Source organism: Thermococcus sp. SY098 (assembly GCF_035621495.1).
GTDB lineage: Archaea > Methanobacteriota_B > Thermococci > Thermococcales > Thermococcaceae > Thermococcus_B.
This window is the reverse complement of the sequence record NZ_CP141821.1, coordinates 446,630-465,803: the sequence shown is the minus strand read 5'-3', so window position 1 is coordinate 465,803 and position 19,174 is coordinate 446,630. Positions and strand designations below refer to the sequence as shown.

23 protein-coding genes are annotated in these 19,174 nt (G+C 41.6%); 17 read left to right on the top strand and 6 right to left on the bottom strand.

The window, feature by feature from the left end:
• Positions 1-4: 4 nt before the first annotated feature.
• On the bottom strand, positions 5-478 hold the full coding sequence (locus VFC49_RS02550; RefSeq protein WP_324736052.1) for a class III signal peptide-containing protein: 474 nt from the start codon (positions 476-478) through the stop codon (positions 5-7).
• 56 nt (positions 479-534) lie between these two features.
• The gene (locus VFC49_RS02545) at positions 535-825 is read right to left on the bottom strand and encodes a MazG nucleotide pyrophosphohydrolase domain-containing protein (protein ID WP_324736051.1); all 291 of its coding nucleotides are present in this window, start codon (positions 823-825) and stop codon (positions 535-537) included.
• A gap of 165 nt (positions 826-990) precedes the next feature.
• On the opposite strand from VFC49_RS02545, the gene VFC49_RS02540 reads away from it, so the two are divergent.
• The 3 genes from VFC49_RS02540 (at position 991) to prf1 (ending at position 3,130) form a co-directional block, all read left to right on the top strand.
• The gene (locus VFC49_RS02540; protein WP_324736050.1) at positions 991-1,557 is read left to right on the top strand and encodes a hypothetical protein; all 567 of its coding nucleotides are present in this window, start codon (positions 991-993) and stop codon (positions 1,555-1,557) included.
• A 5-nt stretch (positions 1,558-1,562) separates the two neighbouring features.
• A complete protein-coding gene (locus tag VFC49_RS02535) occupies positions 1,563-1,799 on the top strand; it encodes a hypothetical protein (protein WP_324736049.1) in 237 nt (78 codons plus the stop codon).
• A gap of 83 nt (positions 1,800-1,882) precedes the next feature.
• On the top strand, positions 1,883-3,130 hold the full coding sequence (gene prf1, locus VFC49_RS02530; protein WP_324736594.1) for a peptide chain release factor aRF-1: 1,248 nt from the start codon (positions 1,883-1,885) through the stop codon (positions 3,128-3,130).
• On the opposite strand, the gene VFC49_RS02525 is transcribed toward prf1, so the two are convergent.
• Positions 3,110-3,994, bottom strand: a complete 885-nt coding sequence (locus VFC49_RS02525) for a dihydrodipicolinate synthase family protein (RefSeq protein ID WP_324736048.1) — start codon at positions 3,992-3,994, stop codon at positions 3,110-3,112. The two genes, prf1 and VFC49_RS02525, sit on opposite strands and share 21 nt — an antisense overlap.
• Before the next feature lie 95 nt (positions 3,995-4,089).
• Between VFC49_RS02525 and VFC49_RS02520 the strand changes: the two genes are divergently transcribed.
• A complete protein-coding gene (locus VFC49_RS02520) occupies positions 4,090-4,548 on the top strand; it encodes a hypothetical protein (protein ID WP_324736047.1) in 459 nt (152 codons plus the stop codon).
• On the opposite strand, the gene VFC49_RS02515 is transcribed toward VFC49_RS02520, so the two are convergent.
• Positions 4,549-6,492: an arginine--tRNA ligase gene (locus VFC49_RS02515; RefSeq protein ID WP_324736046.1), complete on the bottom strand. Its 1,944-nt coding sequence runs from the start codon at positions 6,490-6,492 to the stop codon at positions 4,549-4,551.
• 71 nt (positions 6,493-6,563) lie between these two features.
• Here VFC49_RS02515 and VFC49_RS02510 point away from each other — a divergent pair, with 71 nt between their 5' ends.
• Both VFC49_RS02510 and VFC49_RS02505 read left to right on the top strand, forming a co-directional pair.
• Positions 6,564-6,848, top strand: coding sequence for a lipoate protein ligase C-terminal domain-containing protein (locus VFC49_RS02510; RefSeq protein ID WP_324736593.1), 285 nt, complete (start codon positions 6,564-6,566; stop codon positions 6,846-6,848).
• Positions 6,841-7,401 carry a stage II sporulation protein M gene (locus tag VFC49_RS02505; RefSeq protein WP_324736045.1) on the top strand — a complete coding sequence of 187 codons (561 nt, stop codon included), beginning with the start codon at positions 6,841-6,843 and terminating at the stop codon, positions 7,399-7,401. The genes VFC49_RS02510 and VFC49_RS02505 overlap by 8 nt, the downstream gene beginning before the upstream one ends.
• On the opposite strand, the gene VFC49_RS02500 is transcribed toward VFC49_RS02505, so the two are convergent.
• Complete coding sequence (locus VFC49_RS02500) at positions 7,381-8,460, bottom strand: DUF354 domain-containing protein (RefSeq protein WP_324736044.1); 1,080 nt, start codon at positions 8,458-8,460, stop codon at positions 7,381-7,383. The two genes, VFC49_RS02505 and VFC49_RS02500, sit on opposite strands and share 21 nt — an antisense overlap.
• Before the next feature lie 299 nt (positions 8,461-8,759).
• Between VFC49_RS02500 and VFC49_RS02495 the strand changes: the two genes are divergently transcribed.
• A complete protein-coding gene (locus tag VFC49_RS02495; protein ID WP_324736043.1) occupies positions 8,760-10,046 on the top strand; it encodes a UDP-N-acetyl-D-mannosamine dehydrogenase in 1,287 nt (428 codons plus the stop codon).
• Entirely contained in the window at positions 10,043-11,176 is a 1,134-nt protein-coding gene (gene wecB, locus VFC49_RS02490) for a non-hydrolyzing UDP-N-acetylglucosamine 2-epimerase (RefSeq protein WP_324736042.1), read from the top strand. The genes VFC49_RS02495 and wecB overlap by 4 nt, the downstream gene beginning before the upstream one ends.
• Here wecB and VFC49_RS02485 read toward each other — a convergent pair.
• Positions 11,169-12,434 carry a radical SAM protein gene (locus VFC49_RS02485; RefSeq protein WP_324736041.1) on the bottom strand — a complete coding sequence of 422 codons (1,266 nt, stop codon included), beginning with the start codon at positions 12,432-12,434 and terminating at the stop codon, positions 11,169-11,171. The genes wecB and VFC49_RS02485 overlap by 8 nt on opposite strands.
• Positions 12,435-12,586: 152 nt before the next feature.
• On the opposite strand from VFC49_RS02485, the gene VFC49_RS02480 reads away from it, so the two are divergent.
• The 9 genes from VFC49_RS02480 to VFC49_RS02440 all read left to right on the top strand — a co-directional run bounded on the left by VFC49_RS02480 (position 12,587) and on the right by VFC49_RS02440 (position 19,171).
• On the top strand, positions 12,587-13,087 hold the full coding sequence (locus VFC49_RS02480; RefSeq protein ID WP_013467141.1) for an ACT domain-containing protein: 501 nt from the start codon (positions 12,587-12,589) through the stop codon (positions 13,085-13,087).
• A 271-nt stretch (positions 13,088-13,358) separates the two neighbouring features.
• Positions 13,359-13,865: a Na+/H+ antiporter subunit E gene (locus VFC49_RS02475; protein ID WP_324736040.1), complete on the top strand. Its 507-nt coding sequence runs from the start codon at positions 13,359-13,361 to the stop codon at positions 13,863-13,865.
• A complete protein-coding gene (locus tag VFC49_RS02470; RefSeq protein ID WP_324736039.1) occupies positions 13,862-14,116 on the top strand; it encodes a monovalent cation/H+ antiporter complex subunit F in 255 nt (84 codons plus the stop codon). The genes VFC49_RS02475 and VFC49_RS02470 overlap by 4 nt, the downstream gene beginning before the upstream one ends.
• Positions 14,113-14,496 carry a monovalent cation/H(+) antiporter subunit G gene (gene mnhG, locus VFC49_RS02465; protein WP_324736038.1) on the top strand — a complete coding sequence of 128 codons (384 nt, stop codon included), beginning with the start codon at positions 14,113-14,115 and terminating at the stop codon, positions 14,494-14,496. Before VFC49_RS02470 ends, mnhG begins: the two co-directional genes overlap by 4 nt.
• Positions 14,496-14,777 carry a DUF4040 domain-containing protein gene (locus VFC49_RS02460; RefSeq protein WP_048159923.1) on the top strand — a complete coding sequence of 94 codons (282 nt, stop codon included), beginning with the start codon at positions 14,496-14,498 and terminating at the stop codon, positions 14,775-14,777. The genes mnhG and VFC49_RS02460 overlap by 1 nt, the downstream gene beginning before the upstream one ends.
• Complete coding sequence (locus tag VFC49_RS02455; RefSeq protein WP_013467136.1) at positions 14,771-15,484, top strand: Na(+)/H(+) antiporter subunit B; 714 nt, start codon at positions 14,771-14,773, stop codon at positions 15,482-15,484. The genes VFC49_RS02460 and VFC49_RS02455 overlap by 7 nt, the downstream gene beginning before the upstream one ends.
• Complete coding sequence (locus VFC49_RS02450; protein ID WP_324736037.1) at positions 15,481-15,825, top strand: NADH-quinone oxidoreductase subunit K; 345 nt, start codon at positions 15,481-15,483, stop codon at positions 15,823-15,825. Before VFC49_RS02455 ends, VFC49_RS02450 begins: the two co-directional genes overlap by 4 nt.
• Entirely contained in the window at positions 15,822-17,312 is a 1,491-nt protein-coding gene (locus VFC49_RS02445; protein ID WP_324736036.1) for a proton-conducting transporter membrane subunit, read from the top strand. The genes VFC49_RS02450 and VFC49_RS02445 overlap by 4 nt, the downstream gene beginning before the upstream one ends.
• Positions 17,309-19,171, top strand: a complete 1,863-nt coding sequence (locus tag VFC49_RS02440) for a proton-conducting transporter membrane subunit (RefSeq protein WP_324736035.1) — start codon at positions 17,309-17,311, stop codon at positions 19,169-19,171. The genes VFC49_RS02445 and VFC49_RS02440 overlap by 4 nt, the downstream gene beginning before the upstream one ends.
• Positions 19,172-19,174 lie beyond the last annotated feature (3 nt).

Below are 19,174 nucleotides of genomic sequence, written 5' to 3'. Positions count from 1 at the left end.
TTCTTCACTTTATCCAAGCCATTACTGTGACTTGACACGGGAAAAGAGGGTCAAGTTCTTTTTTGGCGAAATATCCTACAAAGTAGTTACGGTCAAATCCATTTGCGTCCACTACCTTCTCCCATCCAGTGCATAGAGATACCCTTATCCTTCTGATTTTTGATGCTTCTCCACCAATATATACATCAAGACGATACTCCCCTTTGTGGTTTCCTGTTTTGTAGTATTTTAGGTTGACAGATACGTAGAAATCACATTTTGTTGCCTTGCATCCTGGAGGGTAGCTATATTTTGCCTGCCATTTTATTTTTTGAAGGGTTTCTTCGACCACTGGAGAAAGCTCCGGGTCTATATAAATAGTTCCGGTAATGGGGACTTCTTTTGCACCTGACCCGGCATACCTAACAACTACAGCCACAAGTATAACAATAACGGCAATGAGAATCAAATATTCCAAGGAACTCTGCGCCCTTTTCATATTTTCCCCCTGATAATAAATGTTTGTCCAAATTTAATAACGTTTTTGATTTTATATCATTCTTTCTCGCACTCGCAGGGATTTTTTCCACAATACGGGCATCGATTGGGGTATTTCTTGAGGGCAGCTTTCTCAAGATCAACACCAGCTAAGTTTGCTAAACTCACAAGCCAAGCAAAAACATCAGCAAGCTCTTCCTCTATATCTTCCTTCTTCCCTCTTCTCAAAGCCTCAGAAAGCTCTCCCACTTCTTCAACAAACCATAGAAAAGTCCGCTCTAATCCTCTCTGTGAATCTCTGTGAAAGTATATGCTTTTTATCATTTGCTGAAACTCTCTAATATTCATCTTACCACCTCTCAAAGGCTCCGCGGTGGAGGTTCATCACCCTTCAGTGCAATTCGCTCTCTTCATAGCCTAAATTAACCTCCATATTGAGGTTTTAAAGTTAACTATGCAAAAAAGCTTTAACCTTTGCAGTATATTTTTTAAAAAAGAGCACTGGTGAGTGATATGGGGTTATTTTCCTTCGGTTCTAAAAAAGATAAAGTCAGGAAGATGCTTGAGACTAACCAAATTGAGGCGGTGGTGGAGCAAGCATTAAAGGATAAAAAAGTTATTAATGCCCTCTTTGAGCTTCTTAATGAAAAAAATCCTGGTATTGTTGGGGATTCTTTGTTGACTCTTACGAACGTTCTTGAACGGGATAAAAACTTAATTATCAGGAACCTCAAAATAGAGCATTTCCTCAAAAGTTTTGATCTTGTCAAGTCAAGAAATCCCTATGTAAAAGAAAATGCAATGGTGTTCCTCAGCTTTTTAATTAAAGAAAACCCAGGCTTATTTACGGAATTTAAAAATGATATTATTGCCAAAACCAAGGATGTTCTTCTCTCTGGAGACAAAAATGACAAAGCTTTTGCCCTTTTAATGATCAAGGAGTTCAGAATAGCAGAGCTGAGATCATATGTAGAGGAGCTGACATCTGTTCAAGAAAAAGTCATACTACCCTTTGAGGGTATGAAATGGGTACCTCTTGGTGAGATAGCAAAAGATGTGTTAAAAAGGCTTGAGGGGTGATTTGGATGTTCCAATGGCTGATATTTTTGATCTTGTTAATCCTGGCAGGTTATCTGGTTTTGAAACTGACACTCGCAATACTGAAGTGGATGGCTATGAATACAATAATAGGATTGATCTTGGTAGGCATAATTAATTTCCTTGGCATTGCACGTATTGAACTGAACCTCGTTAATCTCCTAATAATAGCTGTGGGTGGAGTTGTTGGAGTTTTTATTTTGCTGGTGTTGTCTTTCATATAATCCCTCTGGCTTTTTCATGACCAAATCTTTATAAATTCGAATTCTTTTAAGTCGTTAGCGAGAGCGATTTTGAGGTGATGCTCATGTCTCACACTTCAGCTGAAATGTATGAGTTAAAGAAAAAAGTGGAAGAGCTGAAAAAGTTCAGGGGGAGAGCAACTGAACTTGTCTCTCTGTACATTCCTGCCGGTTATGACCTCAATAAGGTCATGCAGCAACTTAGAGAGGAGTACGGAACTGCCCAGAACATAAAATCAAAATCAACCAGAAAAAACGTTCTTGGAGCCTTGGAAAGAGCAATGCAGCATCTCAAGCTTTACAAGCAGACTCCTCCCACGGGATTGGCGTTATTCGTTGGCAATGTAAGCGAGCAGGAAGGTGTAAGTGATATCAGGGTGTTTGCGGTCATCCCGCCAGAACCTTTGAAAGTAAGGCTTTATCGATGTGATCAGACTTTTGTCACGGAACCCTTAGAAGAGATGCTCCGAGTTAAAGATGCTTATGGTCTCATAACTGTTGAAAAAAATGAAGCCACAATAGGTATTCTCCGAGGGAAGAGAATCGAAGTCGTTGATGAGCTTACATCAAACGTTCCTGGGAAAACAAGAGCCGGAGGACAGTCTGCCCGAAGATATGAGCGAATTAGAGAGCAGGAAACGCATGAATTTATGAAGAGAATCGGGGAACATGCCAATAAGGCGTTTTTACCCCTTCTTGAAAAAGGTGAGCTTAAGGGGATCATAGTCGGAGGACCTGGACCAACAAAAGAGGAATTTATTGAAGGAGACTACCTCCATCACGAGCTCAGAAAGAAAGTAATTGGAGTCGTTGACATAAGCTATCACGGTGAGTATGGTCTGAGGGAGCTTGTTGAAAAAGCAAGTGATATTCTATCAGAGCATGAAGCGATCAAAGAGAAGAAGCTGATCCAGGATTTCTTCAGACATCTTGTTAAGGACACGGGGATGATAACATACGGAGAGAAAGAAGTAAGGAAGGCTTTGGAACTCGGAGCCGTTGATGTTCTGCTGATCAGCGAGGGGTATGATAAAGTTAGGGTTAAAGCCAAGTGCAACAACTGCGGTTGGGAAGAGCTCAAAACAATGAACGAGCAGGAGTTTGAGGTTTATAGGAGGAAACTTAAGACATGTCCAAAATGTGGCAGCCAGAACATCAGCTTTGAAAAATGGGATGTTGCAGAAGAGTTAATAAAGATGGCGGAGGAGATAGGGGCAAGAGTTGAGATTATTTCGCTTGACACTGAGGAGGGGCAACAGTTCTACAAAGCCTTTGGCGGATTAGGGGCATTCTTAAGGTATAAGCTCCAGTGAGGACAACAGTTCTTTTATCTTTTCTCTTGTTTCTTTTCCATCTATCACGTATGGAGGTCTTAGCACTGGTTTTATTGGAAAACCTCTAAGCTGCATTGCGATTTTTATCGCAGAGCCGAAAGAAGATGCCAAATTATAAACTTGTGAGAGTTTTGCCAGTTTTCTGGCGTATTCAAACATTTCCGGCCTGTTTTCTTCAAATGCCTCAAAGAGCTTGAGATGGATTTCAGGAGCAAAATTTGCACATGCCATTATACCTCCATCGCCTCCGAGGATTAATGTATTCAGGAAGTGATGATCCAACCCTGTAAATACTTTGAAGTCTTTTCTTTCTCCTTTAACTTCAAAGATAACGTCTCTCACATGACTTATGCTGTCTATTGTTTCTTTAACTCCAGCTATGCTACTGTACTCAAGAGCCAGCTCCTTTATCACCTGAATGCTTAACGGATTTGCACAGCTTGGGATATTGTAGAGAATTATTGGAATATCCGTTCTCTCTGCTATCGTTGAATAATGGGTGAAAAGGGCTTTGTCCTTCAGCGGACAGTAATATGGTGGGGCTATTACCGCATAATCTGCACCGATATCTTCAGCATGTTTGGTTAGCTCTACCACTTCAAGTGTGTTTGGCGAGGCAGTTCCCACAAGATAAAACGATGCATTTACAAGTTCCCGCCCTCTTTCAGCTAAGAGCTTTCTTTCTTCCTTGGTGAGGCTTGTGAACTCTCCTGTAGTTGCATTTACAAAAATCCCATGAACCCCCGCTCTTTGGAGATAGTTTATATGCTCCTCTAAAGCCTGAAAGTCCAGTGAGTAGTCTTCATTAAACGGAGTTACTAATGGAACAATTACACCCCTCATGAAGCTCACCATGCCCCCTTAGTTTTTAGAGGTTTTTAGGGTTTTCCAAAGTTTGTTAATACTTGATTTTTGAGTAAAAGTTATATAGACAAATAATGATAATGGAAATAGGTGAGAGCATGAGAAAACTCTTTGGGAGTGGCTTGATAATAGGGGGAACACTTTACCTTGTTTTCCTCCTCACAATATATCCACACCTCGTAGGTGGGTACGGTGGAGGAGAGCAGATGATTCTTACACACTCCAATCAATTTACAGATGCTCTCTATTTAAATGGGGATATTTCAGTAAAGTTGACTTCTAATACACCATTTACAGTGAAAATTGATGGAGAGAAAGTAGGAGAATTCAAAATGTATTCTGCAAGATTTAAGGGCGAGCATTTAATAGAAGTTGAAAGCAACCAAGAGTGCATAGTTTATGTTGAACTAAGACAGCACCCTTCAATTATAAAATACGCAATTTCTTTAGTTTTAATAGGGATTGGGTCTTTGATATTAGCAAGTGAAAAAGAGCAAAAGATTGAAGTAAATACAGGAAAACCAATTTTATGATCACATTCTTTCCGGAGCTCCTATCCCCATCAAATAGAGCACATTCCTTAGAACCTGCTTTGTTGCCATAACCAGCAGCAAACGCTCTTCGAGTGTCCCGCTCTTTGCTTTAAGCACTGGCAGTGCCATGTAGAACTTATTAAACACCATTGCAACTTCATTGGCATACCATGCCAGGAGATGTGGTTTTATTTCAGTCCCCGCTTCCTTAACTATTTCGGGAAATCTTGAGAGCAGTTTTATTAACTCTTTTTCTTTCCTGTCAAGATTTGAGAAATCTGCATTTTCTAAGAGGTTGTTGAATTTTAGATCAATGCCCTTTTCCATGGCTTTTCTCAATATTGAGGCACATCTTGCATGTGCGTACTGGACATAGGGAGCGCTCTCTCCTTCAAAGTTGAGCACATCTTCCCATCGGAATGTAATTATCTTTTCTGGAGAATACTTAAGCATGTTGTACCTTATTGCCCCAATTCCTACAGCCTCTGCGATTTTTTTCTTTTCTTCTTCGCTTAAGTTGGGATTCTTTTCTTCGACAAGTTCTTTTGCTCTCTTTACAGCCTCATTCACGACTTCATCGACAGTGAACCCGATCCATGTTCCTTTCCTTCCGCTGAACTTCCCCTCTGGTCTTACCACATGTTCATAGGCTAAGTGATGGAAGTTCTTGTAAGCTTCCTCATATCCCAAAAGTTTGAGTGCATAAGCAACAACTTTTTGAGGATACCTCTGCTCAGCGCCGATGACATTTATAACGATGTCGGCATGTCCAAATTTTCCAGGCATTGGTTTGCCATCTCTTGCAGTTGTCCATGTCTCGTGCTCTTTCTTCTCAAACATTATCCTATCCCAAATCTTGTAAAGCATGTCTGCACTTACAAGCCCAAATTTCCACATGTGATATGCTATATCCTTTCCAGTGTACGTGGCTGTTCCGTCGCTTCTTATGAGAACCATGTCTGGATTCTCCATGTCTGGGAAGAGATCGCCAAGCTTCATTATGAATGCTCCCTTGTATTTGCCCTCTTTGGCCCATTCAAAGTGCTCATTTTGTTCTATTTTCTTATAAGCTTCTTCGAAAATACCACTTCTAACTATATCGCTTTCCCACGAAAGCAAATCATAGACAATATTTAGGCGGTATGTTGTTTGCATTTGGGCTTTAACAACTTCCTCTGCTAATCTCCTTCCAAGGTCTGCTATCTTATTGTTTCCTTCTTCAAGTTTTTTCATGAGTTCTCTAACCTCTTTCTCGACTTCAGGATTTTCTTCCATTTTTCTGTGAACCTCAACATAAAGCAAACCAAGAACGTGGTCTATAGTATTTTCTTTTATGCACCGTTCTTCAATTTCAGCTTTGATTTTTTCAAGCTCCTCTTTCAGGTTTAAATATCCCCACATTACCTGAGCAAATTGAATTCCCAAGTCGTCAATGTAGTTCTGAACTTCAACGTTATAGCCCAAGGCTCTCATGACCCTTGCCATAGTGTCTCCGAGAATCGAGTTCCTTGCGTGCCCCATGTGAAGCGGCTTGGTTGGATTTACCGAGGTGTGCTCTATGACAACCTTCTTTCCTTTCCCGATATTGCTTTTTCCATAGTTTTCTCCTTTTTTGAGGATTTCTTCTATGGTAAGCTTTCCAAATTTTTCGTAATCAAGGAAGAAGTTTATATAACCTGCTCCAGCAACTTCAACTTTCGAAATATATTCTGGCAGCTTGTTCTTGGTTTTTTCCACGATTTCTTGAGCTATTATGCGTGGAGCCTTTCTAAAAATCTTTGCCAGCTGAAAAGCAACTGTAGTTGCGAAATCCCCAAGTTCCATATTTGGTGTCTCATCGAACAATATCTCGCCATCCCAACTTTTTCCCTCCTTTTCGAGCATATCCCTAATTATCTCCTTAAGAATTAGTTTTATCTCCTCTTTTATGTCATCGTAAGCCATACGTCACCACCTAACGTGAGTTGAGCTTAACCTTTAAAAACTTCTCCGCTTTAAATTTTTACGTGAGGGCAATGAGGAAGATAGGAGAACATAAAGCAAAGAAGGGGCTGATAAGATTTGAAATTGAAGAAAAAGACGGTATTGCTGAGAATGTTAAAATTACAGGGGATTTCTTTATATATCCCGAAAATACTATCGAGGAGCTTGAGAAAAAACTCAAAGGGCATAAACTTGAAGAGCTTGAGCATATAATTGATGAATTTTTTGCAATGAGGCTTGATGTGGAAATGCCTTACATAAATGTTGAAGATTTCAAAATAGCATTAAAGAACGCATTGAGGGGAGAGCATGAATAAGAAAATCTTCTTGGCTCTTCTCGGAACATTTTTGATTGGAGCTTCATTGGGAGTAGTCTTTACAGTTTTAAATCCCCAGTTTGCGGAAAATCTGTTCTTGAATTTAAAACAGATTTTTGGTAGCAAACTTAATGGCGTTCCAGACAGTTTTACCCTTTTTAAATTGATATTTCTAAACAATACACGAGTGGCTATTTTGGCGGCTTTTGGTGGTGTGCTGTTTGGGGTTGTGCCCTTGGGAATTCTCTTCTTTAATGGCTTCTTAGTGGGAATCGTCATGGAATATTCTTATCTCCAGGGTGAAAGCTTAACAAAAATCCTGCTCTCAATCCTGCCCCATGGGATTGTTGAAATCCCTGCATTTGCAATTGCAGGTCTGGGAGGAATTGAATGGTATCTGGAGATTATTAAAGGGGAAGGAACTCTTGGCGATAGATTCAGAAGAGGATTTAGAACAGCCATGAGAATGCTTGGCATAGCTATTTTCATGCTTTTAATTGCGGCGCTCATTGAGGCATATGTTACTCCTTCTTTAGCTGGTTACAGCTTTTGAATTTTGCAGTGGGGGGAATGTTCCAAGCTCCTCATATGTCTCTATTTCTTCAATCATCACTTCAACAGGATTTTCAAGAGTTGAAACAACACTGCGAATGTAATTTCTGTATGTGCCGTTTTTCCTGACCATTTCCCAAGCCTTGCTTGCAACTTCAATTGGGTTAGTTGAATGGTATTTAATTCCCAAGCTTATGAGCCATTTTGTAATTGCTAAGAGCTTTCCAGGATATGTTGAAATTGTTGGTGTGCCAAGTGCCAATGCTTCTCTGTTCATGGTTCCCCCTGCTCCTATCATGAGCTTTGCATAATAGAGAAGGCTTAAACTGTCGGTTACATGATCAGGAATTATGACATTATCAAACCGTTTAAATCTCTTAGCCTGTTCTTCTGTTCTGGGGAATAAGACTATCGGGAGATCCGGGAGAAGAGGGATGATGTCCTCAAGAATGCTTTTTTCGGCATCTCCATTAAAGTAATTGGCTTTTATGGGCTCAGTTCTCATAACGATATAACTGTATTTCTCAATCCCAAGCTCTTTTAAGGGCGCTGTGTTGGGTTTGAATCCATATAAGTGAGCTATTTCTGGAAATCCATTAATTGGTCTCAGGGAGTTTGCATCAGCCCCACATCTAATTAAGTCATAAGCATCAATAGCTTTGGGATAAATCACCCTATTTGTAAAAGGCAGCATGAGCTTGTTAACAGGAACTGAGGTATCATTGTCCACAAATCCAATAGTAGGTATCCCTAAACCATAGGCAACTCTTGGAGCCTCTGGAGAATTCTTATGGGCACAGAGATCTGGTTTTTCTTCGATTATAAGCTTTGCCAGCTTGTACTGTCTCTCAGCGCTTGCAAGAAGCTTCCCCTCTAAGGTTGATCCACCATGCTTACCAACAACATAATAGTCGATCCCAAGCATGTCGAGAATATCAGTTAGCCCATCAAACTCTCTCGTCGTAACCAGAATTTCATGACCCCTTTTTTCAAGCTCTTTAATTATACCCTTGAAGAAGTGAGCATGAGGTGAATTTACAATGTCAATCCATATCTTCATATATTCCCACCTAATTATAATGGGCAGCTTTGTCCATTAAAAGGGTTTCCGTAAAACGGTTGTGAAGGCTTCTTTTTTAAGATTTCTTATCGTTGATTTCAATGTTTTAATGTTTATTACGTTTTCAAGGGATGATTTCGCAGGTATAGAGGGATATATTCGGAAAATGCAGCAGGAGAAATCTGATGTTGCTGTTGAAATTAAAATTTTGTATCAACCGCATCATATTGATATCTGAAATCGTTACTTGGAAAAGCCTTAAATTTACTTCTTTGCTCCTTATTCTGAGGGGGAAGAAGATGAGGGAGAGGATACAGAACAGGAACGTGGAAATCGCTGTTATTGGTTTGGGATACATAGGTCTCCCTACTGCCATAATGTTCGCAAATTCTGGATTTAATGTAACGGGGTATGAAATAAGAGAAGAGGTAGTAAAGAAGCTTAATTCCGGAACTGCACATATAGTGGAGCCTGAAATAAATAGGCTTCTTCAGGAGGCAATTAAGAGTGGGAAACTCAGGGCAACTTCAAACCCTGAGGATATAAAAAATAAAGACGTCTATATAATCTGTGTTCAAACCCCACTCAGAGAAGACAAAACGCCTAATTTAGAGTATCTTGAAAGTGCTGTAAAAACAGTAGCAAGAGCTATGAAAAAAGGCTCCATGGTGATAATTGAGAGCACCGTCCCTCCCCTGACAACTGTGAGAATGGCAAGATTAATTGAGACCCTTACCGGACTTAAAGCTGGAGAGGACTTTTACATGGTTCATGCCCCGGAAAGGGTAATGCCGGGAAGGATCTTCAAGGAACTTGTATACAACTCAAGAATTCTCGGGGGAATAACCAGAGAAAGCGCTGATTTGGCTGAAATTTTATATCGAACCTTTGTTAAAGGACAGATTTTTAAAACAGATCCAACCACAAGTGAAATGGTAAAGCTCATGGAGAATACATTTAGGGATGTGAACATTGCACTTGCAAATGAATTCGCATTTTTGGCTCACCAGTATGGGATTAACATATTTGAAGCTATTGAGCTGGCGAACACCCATCCAAGGGTTAAAATACACATTCCTGGGATAGGCGTTGGCGGACACTGTTTGCCGAAAGATCCATATTTACTGCTTAGTTCAGCAAAAGAGGACTTTGGACTGATTAAGAAAGCGAGAGAAATCAATGAAGACATGCCTTTGATGGCAAAAGATTTGCTGTTTGAAGCATTCAAAACGATAAACTTGCCTCCAGAGGAAGCTGTTGTAACAGTCCTTGGTTTGGCATACAAAGGAAACTCTGATGACACGAGGAATTCACCCGCATATGTGTTTATTGAAGCTATCCAAGATGATGTCAAAGAGGTTCGCTCTTATGATCCATATGTTAACGGGACGCACAAAACCTTGGAGGAGGCAGTAAAAGATTCTGATGCAATTGTAATTGCAACTGATCATTCACAGTTTAAAAAACTCAATTGGGAGGAGCTGGGAAAGCTGATGAGAAATAAAATTATAGTGGACGGCAGACACGTAATTGACGAGCCTCCCAAGGGCTTCATATTTAAGGGCATTGGGAGGGGCGAGTATTGAAGCCAGCATTTGTCTTCGGAACGCGTCCCGAGATCATAAAGCTTGCTCCAGTTATTAGAGAATTCGAGAAAAGAGGGGTTAAGCCCCTCCTGATTCATACGGGACAGCATTACGACTACGAGATGAGCCGCATTTTCTTAGAGGAGCTTGAGCTTAACAGCATTGATTATCATCTTGAAGTCGGCTCTGGAACCCAGGCGGAGCAAACAGGAATTGCCATGATTAAAATCGAGAAGGTTTTGATGAAAGAGAAGCCAGATGTTACACTCGTTCAGGGAGATACGAACACGGTTTTGGCTGGAGCTTTAGCCAGCGTTAAATTGAAAATCCCTGTAGCTCATGTTGAAGCTGGACTGAGGAGCTTTGACAGAACAATGCCTGAAGAAATAAACAGAATTCTAGCTGATCATGCAAGTGAAGTTCTCTTCGCTCCAACGGAAGAGGCTAAGAAAAATTTGGAGAATGAGGGTATTAGAGAAGGCGTTTATGTTGTTGGAAACACAATAGTTGACGCAGTTCTCCAGAATTCAGAGATAGCTGAGCGAAAGAGTGATGTTATTGATAGATTTAATCTTACACCAAAAGAGTATATCCTCATTACGGCTCACAGGGCGGAGAACACTGATAACAAAGAAAATCTCAAAAAATTGGTTGAAATCCTTGAAGCTCTTCCAATAAAAGCAGTTTACCCAATGCATCCGAGAACAAGAAACAGGCTTAGAGAGTTTGGGCTGTGGAAGAGAGTTAAGAAAATTGAAAATCTCATAATTACCCAACCTTTAGGGTATCTTGACTTTCTAAAGTTGCAGAAGAATGCCAAGATTGTAATGACAGATTCTGGCGGAGTACAGGAGGAAAGCATAATCCTAAATGTGCCCTGCTTAACTTTGCGCTATAATACAGAGAGACCCGAGACAGTTAAAGCTGGTGGCAATATTTTGGTTGGTCTTGAGAAGGATAGGGCACTGTATTATGTTAACAAGCTTTTGAATGATAAGGGCTTCTACGAAAAAATGGCATCTGCAGAGAATCCCTTTGGAGATGGAAAAGCAGGAGAAAGAATTGTGAAGATTTTGCTTGAGCTTTATGAAAGAGGAGAGCTGAAAGTTAGAAGCTCGAGGTTTATTTAACTGGCGTCCCTACATAAATCCCGTGTCTTGTCCTCACGATCTTAACCCTTATCTTGTCTCCAACTCTGGCATTGGTGTTTATTACCTCAATCAGCCTGTTCCTTGCAACTGCAAGCATTTCGCCTTCAATTCTCCCTGGTAAGATCACCTCAGCTTTTACCACTTCTCCCGTCCTGAATGCCAAAGGAATAAATTTCCTCCTATGCATTCCAAAGTGCTCTGGTCTCAGGACAAGGGGCTTCATTCCAGTCTTTTTTTCAAGCTCCCTTAACCATTCATAAAACTTCTTAAACGGCACAAGCCTGGCTATTGCTGGATTTCTGCCAAACTTATAGGGCATGTAATTTTGAAAACCCAACGCAGGCCATCTCTTTCCAGCCCCAATCTTTCTCGCAAACTCTATGAATGCCTCGGCTTCGTTGTCATTCACTCCAAAGATAATCACTGGAGCAAGGAGGACATCGATCCCTGCATTTACCAGTGCCTCTGCCATCTCCAAAACATGATCCAGATCGTAATTTTTCATCCCCATGAGCATCTTTGCCTTTTCAGGATCAAGGGAGTGCACCGAAAGATTTATCCTGTCCAATCCAGCCTCAGCTAACTCCTCAACTAACCTGTCATTCAAAAGAACACCATTGCTCTGCATTGATACGACATCAACATTTGGGTGCTCCTTCAATGCCTGCACAAGCTCAACTATGAATGGATAGAGCAAAGGTTCACCTTGTCCATCTAAGTGTGCTTCAAGGCCTTTGCCCTTAAACCTTGCAACTTCATCAAACCACTTCATGAGGTAGTCAATATCAACAACATAATCGATTCTTCTGGTTCTGGAGTAGGGACCCTCATCAACCGAGCAGAAAATGCACGACAGATTGCATCCACTCGAGCCCCTTACTTGGATAAGGTTTGTCCCCCTGTCTATCAGCCCAAATGCATTATACCCTAACAATGGGACATTCATTCCTTCATGAATATAAATTACCTCTCTTCGTGTATATCGGCTTTTGAGAAATGCCCCAAGATTGTTTGAGATAAAAAATTCAACAAATTTTTCAGCGTCTGGGTCATCAATGTTATCAATAATGAGATAGCCCTTCTCGGCTGTAATTTCTGGTCTAACCCTGTATTTCTTTTTTATAGCCTTTGCAAGTATCTTTTTCTCAAAATCTGCATAAAGAGTGTTTCTCCAGACTAATCTCACGCTTTCTCCCAAATCTTCAAAATATGAGTGGGGAGGCTTAATTTTGATCATGTTTGCCATTCATAAATGATGATTTAAAAATCTTGAGTAAACTTTAAATGTCTAATTCGTACATTCTCAGCGATAAATGTGGACATGGAAACATTTTAATATTATTGTCGCTTAAAGTATAATGCTGAACTGGATTGCCCAAGGTGGTACCTATGTGGGGAAAGATTGAGCATTACTTTGATGAATATCCTGTTAGAAAGCAAATAGCAAAGACACTTTTGAAATACGGACTTAAGGTCTCAGACGACATGAAAATCAAATGCGGCAATATTGAAGTACCATATACAAAGATAGCAAAAGCTCTTGACGTTGACAGAAGGGTAGTTAAGGAAACTGTAGCAATGATCCTCAAGATACCAGAGCTTAGAGAAATTTACACAAACTTGGAGCCAACAGTTCACATGAAATTCGTCGGCAGGCATGTGGGTTACGGAGTTATTGAAATTGAGCCAGAACCCAGGGCTATAGGAATTCTGGCAAAAATAGCAGGCAAAATCGCAGAGAGGGGAATAAACATTATTCAAGTTGTGGCCGAAGATCCAGAACTTTATCCAGAAGCTACCTTAACTATAATCACAGAGAAGCCAATTCCAGGAGACCTTATTAACGAGCTTTCAAAACTTGAAGGTGTCAAGAGGATTTCAATATACTAATTTCAAGCTTTTTCTGCTTAACTTTTTATGTTATGCTGGGCGGTGTAACTTTGCCATGTTGTCCCTGCAACTTAAAAATGTCTCTAAGCATTGATGGCATGCTGTGCACTTTGAAGGCTCCTCTATTACACCAAAGGACATTTTTGCTACCTCCATTTTTAACTTTCTGTTTGAAACTAAAAGTTTGTTTGATAAAGTTTATAAATATCAATTTTGAACCAAAAGTTAAGGATGTAAAAACTTTCAAGTTTAAACTCCTGGAGGGTTGGTAATGGAAGAGGCAAGCAGAATAAGCCGTTACCTATACACCGTGATTGTGCTTTTTGTGATTTGGCTTTTCCTGACAAGCAGCCTTGATCCGCAAGAATTGATAATAGGTGCACTGTTTTCCCTAATTGTGGCAGCATTAACTTACGAAGTATTCACGGAGAAGGGTCTTGCAAATCTTCACCCTAAGAGGATTGTATATGCTGCAGCATATGTGCCCTATTTTCTTTGGGCAATGATAATGGCAAATCTGGATGTTGCCTACAGAGTGCTGCATCCAAAGAGACCAATAAATCCGGGAATTGTCGAATGCAAAACAGTTCTAAAGAACAACGTTGGCAAGCTCACCCTGGCTAACTCGATAACCTTAACCCCAGGTACGATAACCTTGGACGTAAAAGGGGATCGCTACTTCATTCACTGGATCGATGTTAAAGATGCCACTGTTGAAGGGGCATCTGAGAATATCACAAAACCATTTGAAAAATTCTTAAAGGTGATCTTCGAATGATAGGAATTAACGTTTATCTTGCGGTTATAGTAGTAGCGACGCTACTCAGTATGTACAGATTTTTTAGAGGACCGACGACAGTTGACAGACTGGTTGCTGTTGATATCATGACCACAATAACGACCGGACTAATGGTTCTGTTTGCACTTTACTACAGGAGAGCAATATTCCTTGATGTCGCACTGGTCTATGCAGTTTTAGCGTTTTTAGGTGTCATAGCATTCGCAAGATACTTGGAGGGAGGGGTATGATCGCGGAAATTGTTGGGGAATTTTTAGTTCTCTTTGGAACGGTATTCTACTTCCTGTCATCCCTTGGTCTTATCAGAATGCCTGATGTTTACAACAGAATGCAGACTGCAACTAAGAGTGCTACACTTGGTTCACTTGGCGTCATCATTGGAGTTGGCATTTGGGCAATTGGATATGTTGGTTCCTATGCGTGGCTCCCAAAAACCCTCGTGATTGCAGTGTTTCTGCTGTTAACTAACCCGATAAGTGCCCATGCATTGATCAGAGCGGCATATAAGAGCGGAATTCCCCTGTGGGAAGGCAGCGTTGTTGATAAGTACGGGGAATATCTGAAAAAGGGAAAGGAGGTTTCTGATGAGACAAAGGAGGGGGAGCAATGATTAATTGTGTTCAATGTATTGAGTATCTAATTGTCATCCTCATGATAGTTTCAGCAATTTTCGCAGTAGAGTGGAGGGATTTATTGGCAGCAGTGGTTGGAATGGCTGCAGTGAGCTTATTTGCTTCAATCGCTTTCTTCCTGCTCCAAGCTCCAGATGTTGCAATGGTTGAAGCCGCCATAGGTGCGGCAATGAGCGCTGCTGTGTTTATCTTCGCAATAAAGAGGACCGAGAGGTATGAGAGCGAGGAAGAAGGAACAGGGTGGTGGGTTAGATGGTGAAGAGGGTACTGGCAATCATCCTTATACTAATTACTGGATACTGGCTTGCAAATGCACTTGCTCAGGTTCCCTTTGGTGCTGATAAGATGCTCGTTGGAAAGTATTACCTTGAGAATGTAAAGGAACAGACTGGTGCTGTAAATGCCGTTACAGCTGTCGTTGTTAACTACAGAGGTCTCGATACACTTGGTGAGGTCACTGTTCTGTTCATAGCAGCCACGGGTGTTGCTGCTCTGCTCTGGAGGAAGAAAAGAGAGAGAACAGCCAAGAGCGAAGGTAGTGTTGTTCTCCAGACTGGTTCAAAATTGTTGTTGCCATTCATAATGCTCTTCGGTGCTTACATCTTCATACATGGTCACTTAACACCAGGAGGGGGATTTCCAGGTGGAGCAACAATTGCAACTGCATTTTTAATGCTCTACTTAGCGTTTAGGGAGTATGAAATTCCGCACAACGTCTTTGAGCCTCTCGAAGGTTTGGCTGGAATGGGATACGTTGCAGTTGGTCTTATTGGCTTGATAATTGGTGGATACTTCCTCTTTGACTGGATATGGCAAACATGGCAACTCGGTCATGCCAACATAGGGAGGCTCTTCAGTGCTGGCTTCATACCGATAATCTACACGCTGATTGGTCTCAAGGTTGGAACTGAGCTTACTGGAATCGTTGACAACATGGTTAAAGAGCCCAAGGAGGGAGGGCAATGATCAGTGCCTATTACTTTGGAGCAATCTCACTCATTTTGATTGGGCTTTACGCTGTCTTGACAAAGAGGAATCTGCTTAAAATCCTCGTAGGACTCAGCATAATGGAGACTGGTGTGAACTTGCTCCTAATAAGCGTTGGATATGTAAGCGGTAGAACTGCACCTATTCTAACGGAAGGGGCAACACCTCAAACGACAGTCGATCCAATACCACAAGCACTTGTTCTCACGGCAATTGTTATTGGAGTCGCAACCACGGCTTTAGCTTTAACCGTTGCTATAAACCTCTACGAGAAGTACAAGACTTTGGATATCGAAAAGATTAGGGGGTTGAGAGGATGATGCAGTACGCTTCACTCCTCATAGCTTTACCTCTCTTCAGTGCATTCCTCGTTCCACTTATTAAGAGGGCAGGCAAAAAAGTCATCTTGTATTACCTGAGTTTAGTAACTCTAATCCAGACAGGGATAGCGGCTTGGGTCTTCAAGGAGGTTTACACAAGTGGAAATCCAATAATAGTCATTGCTGGTGGATTTAAGCCACCCGTTGGAATAAACCTCTATATTGGACACTTTGCAGCACTGTTTATCCTAATTATCGCAATAGTAAGCTTTTTCATGACAGTATTCAGCATTAAAGCGATTGATGTTGAACCAATTGACAAATATGCGATGCTGTTCCTTCTCTTGATGCTTGGTGCTACTGGAATGATCGCAACAGGGGATATATTCAACCTCTTCGTATTCATGGAGATCACAGCCATCAGCGCTTACGCCCTGACGGGCTACAACAAGACTGGAGAAGCCAGCGAAGCTGCAATGAAGTATATAGTTCTGGGTGGTATTGGTTCAAGCTTCTTCTTGGTTGGTATAGCATTGCTCTACGGAAGCTTAGGTACATTAAACTTAGCGCAAATTGCCATGCTCGCTTCAAAGATCAATCCCACAGTGGCTCAGGCAGCATTGACTTTGCTTGTCTTTGGATTGGCAGTTGAAGCCGAACTATTTCCGCTTAACGCTTGGGCACCAGATGCTTATCAGGCATCCCCTCATCCAGTAACAGTAATGTTTTCAGCCTTTGTCGTTAAAGCCGGCATATATGCAATGATCAGGATTGTCTATCTCTTTAAGGATACTCAGGCATTTATGGGAATACTCAATCTGCTCCTAATACTCGGTACCCTTACAGTCATTATCGGTGAGCTTTCTGCACTGAGGCAAACAAACGTTAAGAGAATGCTTGCCTACTCGAGTATAGCTCAGATTGGTCTCATAGCAGTGGGCTTTGGAGTTGCAACACCTCAAGCCGTTGATGCCGCTGTGTTCCATATGCTCAACCATGCAATAGTCAAAACATTGATGTTCTTGGCTGTTGGCTATGTTGCAGTAAAATTTGGAAGCCCACAAATAGAAAACTTCCGAGGTTTGGGGAAGAGAATGCCGCTAACTGCTTTTACCATCACAGTTGGAGCAATAAGCATTGTGGGAATTCCATTGTTCAACATATTCTGGAGCAAGTTCAAGCTCTTACTCGCAGCACTTCAAGTGGGGAAGACTGGCATAGTGGCATTAATTCTTGGTGCAAGTCTGGTTGAGGCGGTTTATTACTTTAGATTGCTCCACTTAATGTGGTTTGAAGAAGGGAAGGGAGAAAAAGTTGAGGAGGACTTGACGTTGGGCATCATAATGCTCCTGTTAGTTGCTCTAATAGTTGTCATAGGAGTTTATCCAGATTTCGTATGGGGAATTGTTCAGAAGGCATCGGCTGATCTTTATAACGTGGCTCAATATGTCAAAAATGTTCCCCTTCTGCAGGGGGTGAGCCCATGATCAACGAGCTCATGATAATAATTTTCGCACCATTGTTGGCTGGCGTTCTGGCGTGGTTGCTTGACATCAAGGGAGTCAGAGAAGGCTTGGGAGTCATTGGTGCTACACTCCCCTTGGCATATCTCATCCAGGCATATCAGACCTTAGGAACCCAATCGAGCATCCAGTATTCAGTACTCCTCGCGGGATTCAAGTTTGAGTTTCTCCTTTACCAAATCAACTGGATATTTGCAATGATTGCTGGAGTTGTAGGCTTTGCCGCAGTGCTGGGGATGGTATCCACAGCAAGGGACAGCTACGAGTGGCTGTTTGCTTTGATGAGCCTAACAGGTGTCTATGGAGTATTCCTTGCTGATGATCTGGCGAGCTTTTTCATCTTCTGGGAAATAATGACATTTGGATCATTTATGATGGTGCTCAAGTACAACAGAAAGGCATCTCTTAAATACTTCCTGCTTAGCGTCTTTGGAGCCTACGCCATGCTCATAGCAATAGGCATTATCTATGCAAAGGTTGGCGCTTTAGACTTCGCGACAATTCAACAGGCGTTTTATCAAGACGCCATGAAGGGAGCTTTTGGAGCTGATACCCTCTTCAGCAGAAATGATATGCTGCTGGTCTTTGGGCTGTTCCTTGTAGCATTTGGTGTCAAGGCTGGAATGTTCCCGCTTCATGTATGGGCACCGGATGCATACAGCGAAACCAACCAGAGCTATACGGCAATGTTCAGCGGTGTTTTAAGCAAAGCTGGAGTTTATGGAATGCTTGTAATATACATTCTCCTTGGAACAAGGCTTGTTTATCAATTTGGAAGAATTGGTGCAGCTCCAAAGTTCGGCTACATAATAGCCTTTCTCGGGGGTCTCACCATAATAGTCGGCGGTCTTTTAGCTGCTCTGCAGGAAGACATTAGAAAGCTCTTCGCTTATTCAAGCATAAGTCAGATAGGCTACATCCTTGTAGGTATAGGAGTTGGAACAGCACTGAGCATTGAAGCTGCAATCTATCACGCAATAAGTCACGCACTCTTCAAGGGGCTCTTCTTCCTCATAGTGGCAACGATAGTGCTGAGAACCGGCAAGACACAGTTCAAAGACATGGGCGGTTTAGCTGAAAAGATGCCGATAACCTTTGCAATGGCATTCGTTGCAATCCTCAGCTTAGCTGGAATTCCCCCACTCGTTGGATTTGCAAGCAAGTGGCTGCTCTTTGAAGCAGTAATTCACGAGAACATGCCAATCCTTGGTGGTATGATCTTCTTCGGTAGTGCAATAGGTTTCGTTTACCTAATCAGGTTCACCTATGCGGTGTGGTTCGGTCAGAGACCCACAGAGTTGGATGACACGAAGGATGCTCCGCTTCCGCTTGCAATAGCTATGGGAATTCTTGCATTGCTCAATGTTGTCTTTGGAATTGCACCGGGCTTAGTCGCTAAAGAGCTCAACAAAATATTTGGCAAGGAGGTCATTGGGGGAACTATATACGAACTTAACCTCGGCTTTGGTAGATACAATGGTCTGTTCATTACAATATGGCTTGTAGTTGGCATAGTGATTGCTGCAATAATCTACTTCCTCGGAGCAAAGGTGAGGAAAGTCCCGGTTACAGACACCTACCAGGCAGGTAACCCCGTAACAATGGAGTACAATTTAACAATTAGAAGGAACTTCTTCCTTCCATTGAAGGAAACCCTGGCATTCTGGCTTAGAATGAGTTTTGACAGGCTTTATCAGGACATTGGAAACTGGGTTGAAGACTTGGCAGAAACACTAAGGCACTATGTGTACAATGGGAATGTTCAAGCCTACGCTTGGTATCTGGCGATAATTCTGTTAATCCTTGCATTATGGGGGGTGTGAAAG

What these genes read in the sequence shown, in the direction of transcription:
- mnhG (WP_324736038.1), top strand. Translation starts at nt 14,113, where the DNA reads ATGATCGCGGAAATTGTTGGGGAATTTTTAGTTCTCTTTGGAACGGTA.
- VFC49_RS02480 (WP_013467141.1), top strand. Translation starts at nt 12,587, where the DNA reads ATGTGGGGAAAGATTGAGCATTACTTTGATGAATATCCTGTTAGAAAG.
- VFC49_RS02540 (WP_324736050.1), top strand. Translation starts at nt 991, where the DNA reads ATGGGGTTATTTTCCTTCGGTTCTAAAAAAGATAAAGTCAGGAAGATG.
- VFC49_RS02525 (WP_324736048.1), bottom strand. Translation starts at nt 3,994, where the DNA reads ATGAGGGGTGTAATTGTTCCATTAGTAACTCCGTTTAATGAAGACTAC.
- VFC49_RS02505 (WP_324736045.1), top strand. Translation starts at nt 6,841, where the DNA reads ATGAATAAGAAAATCTTCTTGGCTCTTCTCGGAACATTTTTGATTGGA.
- VFC49_RS02485 (WP_324736041.1), bottom strand. Translation starts at nt 12,434, where the DNA reads ATGATCAAAATTAAGCCTCCCCACTCATATTTTGAAGATTTGGGAGAA.
- VFC49_RS02440 (WP_324736035.1), top strand. Translation starts at nt 17,309, where the DNA reads ATGATCAACGAGCTCATGATAATAATTTTCGCACCATTGTTGGCTGGC.
- VFC49_RS02535 (WP_324736049.1), top strand. Translation starts at nt 1,563, where the DNA reads ATGTTCCAATGGCTGATATTTTTGATCTTGTTAATCCTGGCAGGTTAT.
- VFC49_RS02500 (WP_324736044.1), bottom strand. Translation starts at nt 8,460, where the DNA reads ATGAAGATATGGATTGACATTGTAAATTCACCTCATGCTCACTTCTTC.
- prf1 (WP_324736594.1), top strand. Translation starts at nt 1,883, where the DNA reads ATGTCTCACACTTCAGCTGAAATGTATGAGTTAAAGAAAAAAGTGGAA.
- VFC49_RS02545 (WP_324736051.1), bottom strand. Translation starts at nt 825, where the DNA reads ATGAATATTAGAGAGTTTCAGCAAATGATAAAAAGCATATACTTTCAC.
- VFC49_RS02520 (WP_324736047.1), top strand. Translation starts at nt 4,090, where the DNA reads ATGATAATGGAAATAGGTGAGAGCATGAGAAAACTCTTTGGGAGTGGC.
- VFC49_RS02510 (WP_324736593.1), top strand. Translation starts at nt 6,564, where the DNA reads ATGAGGAAGATAGGAGAACATAAAGCAAAGAAGGGGCTGATAAGATTT.
- VFC49_RS02445 (WP_324736036.1), top strand. Translation starts at nt 15,822, where the DNA reads ATGATGCAGTACGCTTCACTCCTCATAGCTTTACCTCTCTTCAGTGCA.
- VFC49_RS02515 (WP_324736046.1), bottom strand. Translation starts at nt 6,492, where the DNA reads ATGGCTTACGATGACATAAAAGAGGAGATAAAACTAATTCTTAAGGAG.
- VFC49_RS02495 (WP_324736043.1), top strand. Translation starts at nt 8,760, where the DNA reads ATGAGGGAGAGGATACAGAACAGGAACGTGGAAATCGCTGTTATTGGT.
- VFC49_RS02550 (WP_324736052.1), bottom strand. Translation starts at nt 478, where the DNA reads ATGAAAAGGGCGCAGAGTTCCTTGGAATATTTGATTCTCATTGCCGTT.
- VFC49_RS02470 (WP_324736039.1), top strand. Translation starts at nt 13,862, where the DNA reads ATGATAGGAATTAACGTTTATCTTGCGGTTATAGTAGTAGCGACGCTA.
- VFC49_RS02455 (WP_013467136.1), top strand. Translation starts at nt 14,771, where the DNA reads ATGGTGAAGAGGGTACTGGCAATCATCCTTATACTAATTACTGGATAC.
- VFC49_RS02475 (WP_324736040.1), top strand. Translation starts at nt 13,359, where the DNA reads ATGGAAGAGGCAAGCAGAATAAGCCGTTACCTATACACCGTGATTGTG.
- VFC49_RS02450 (WP_324736037.1), top strand. Translation starts at nt 15,481, where the DNA reads ATGATCAGTGCCTATTACTTTGGAGCAATCTCACTCATTTTGATTGGG.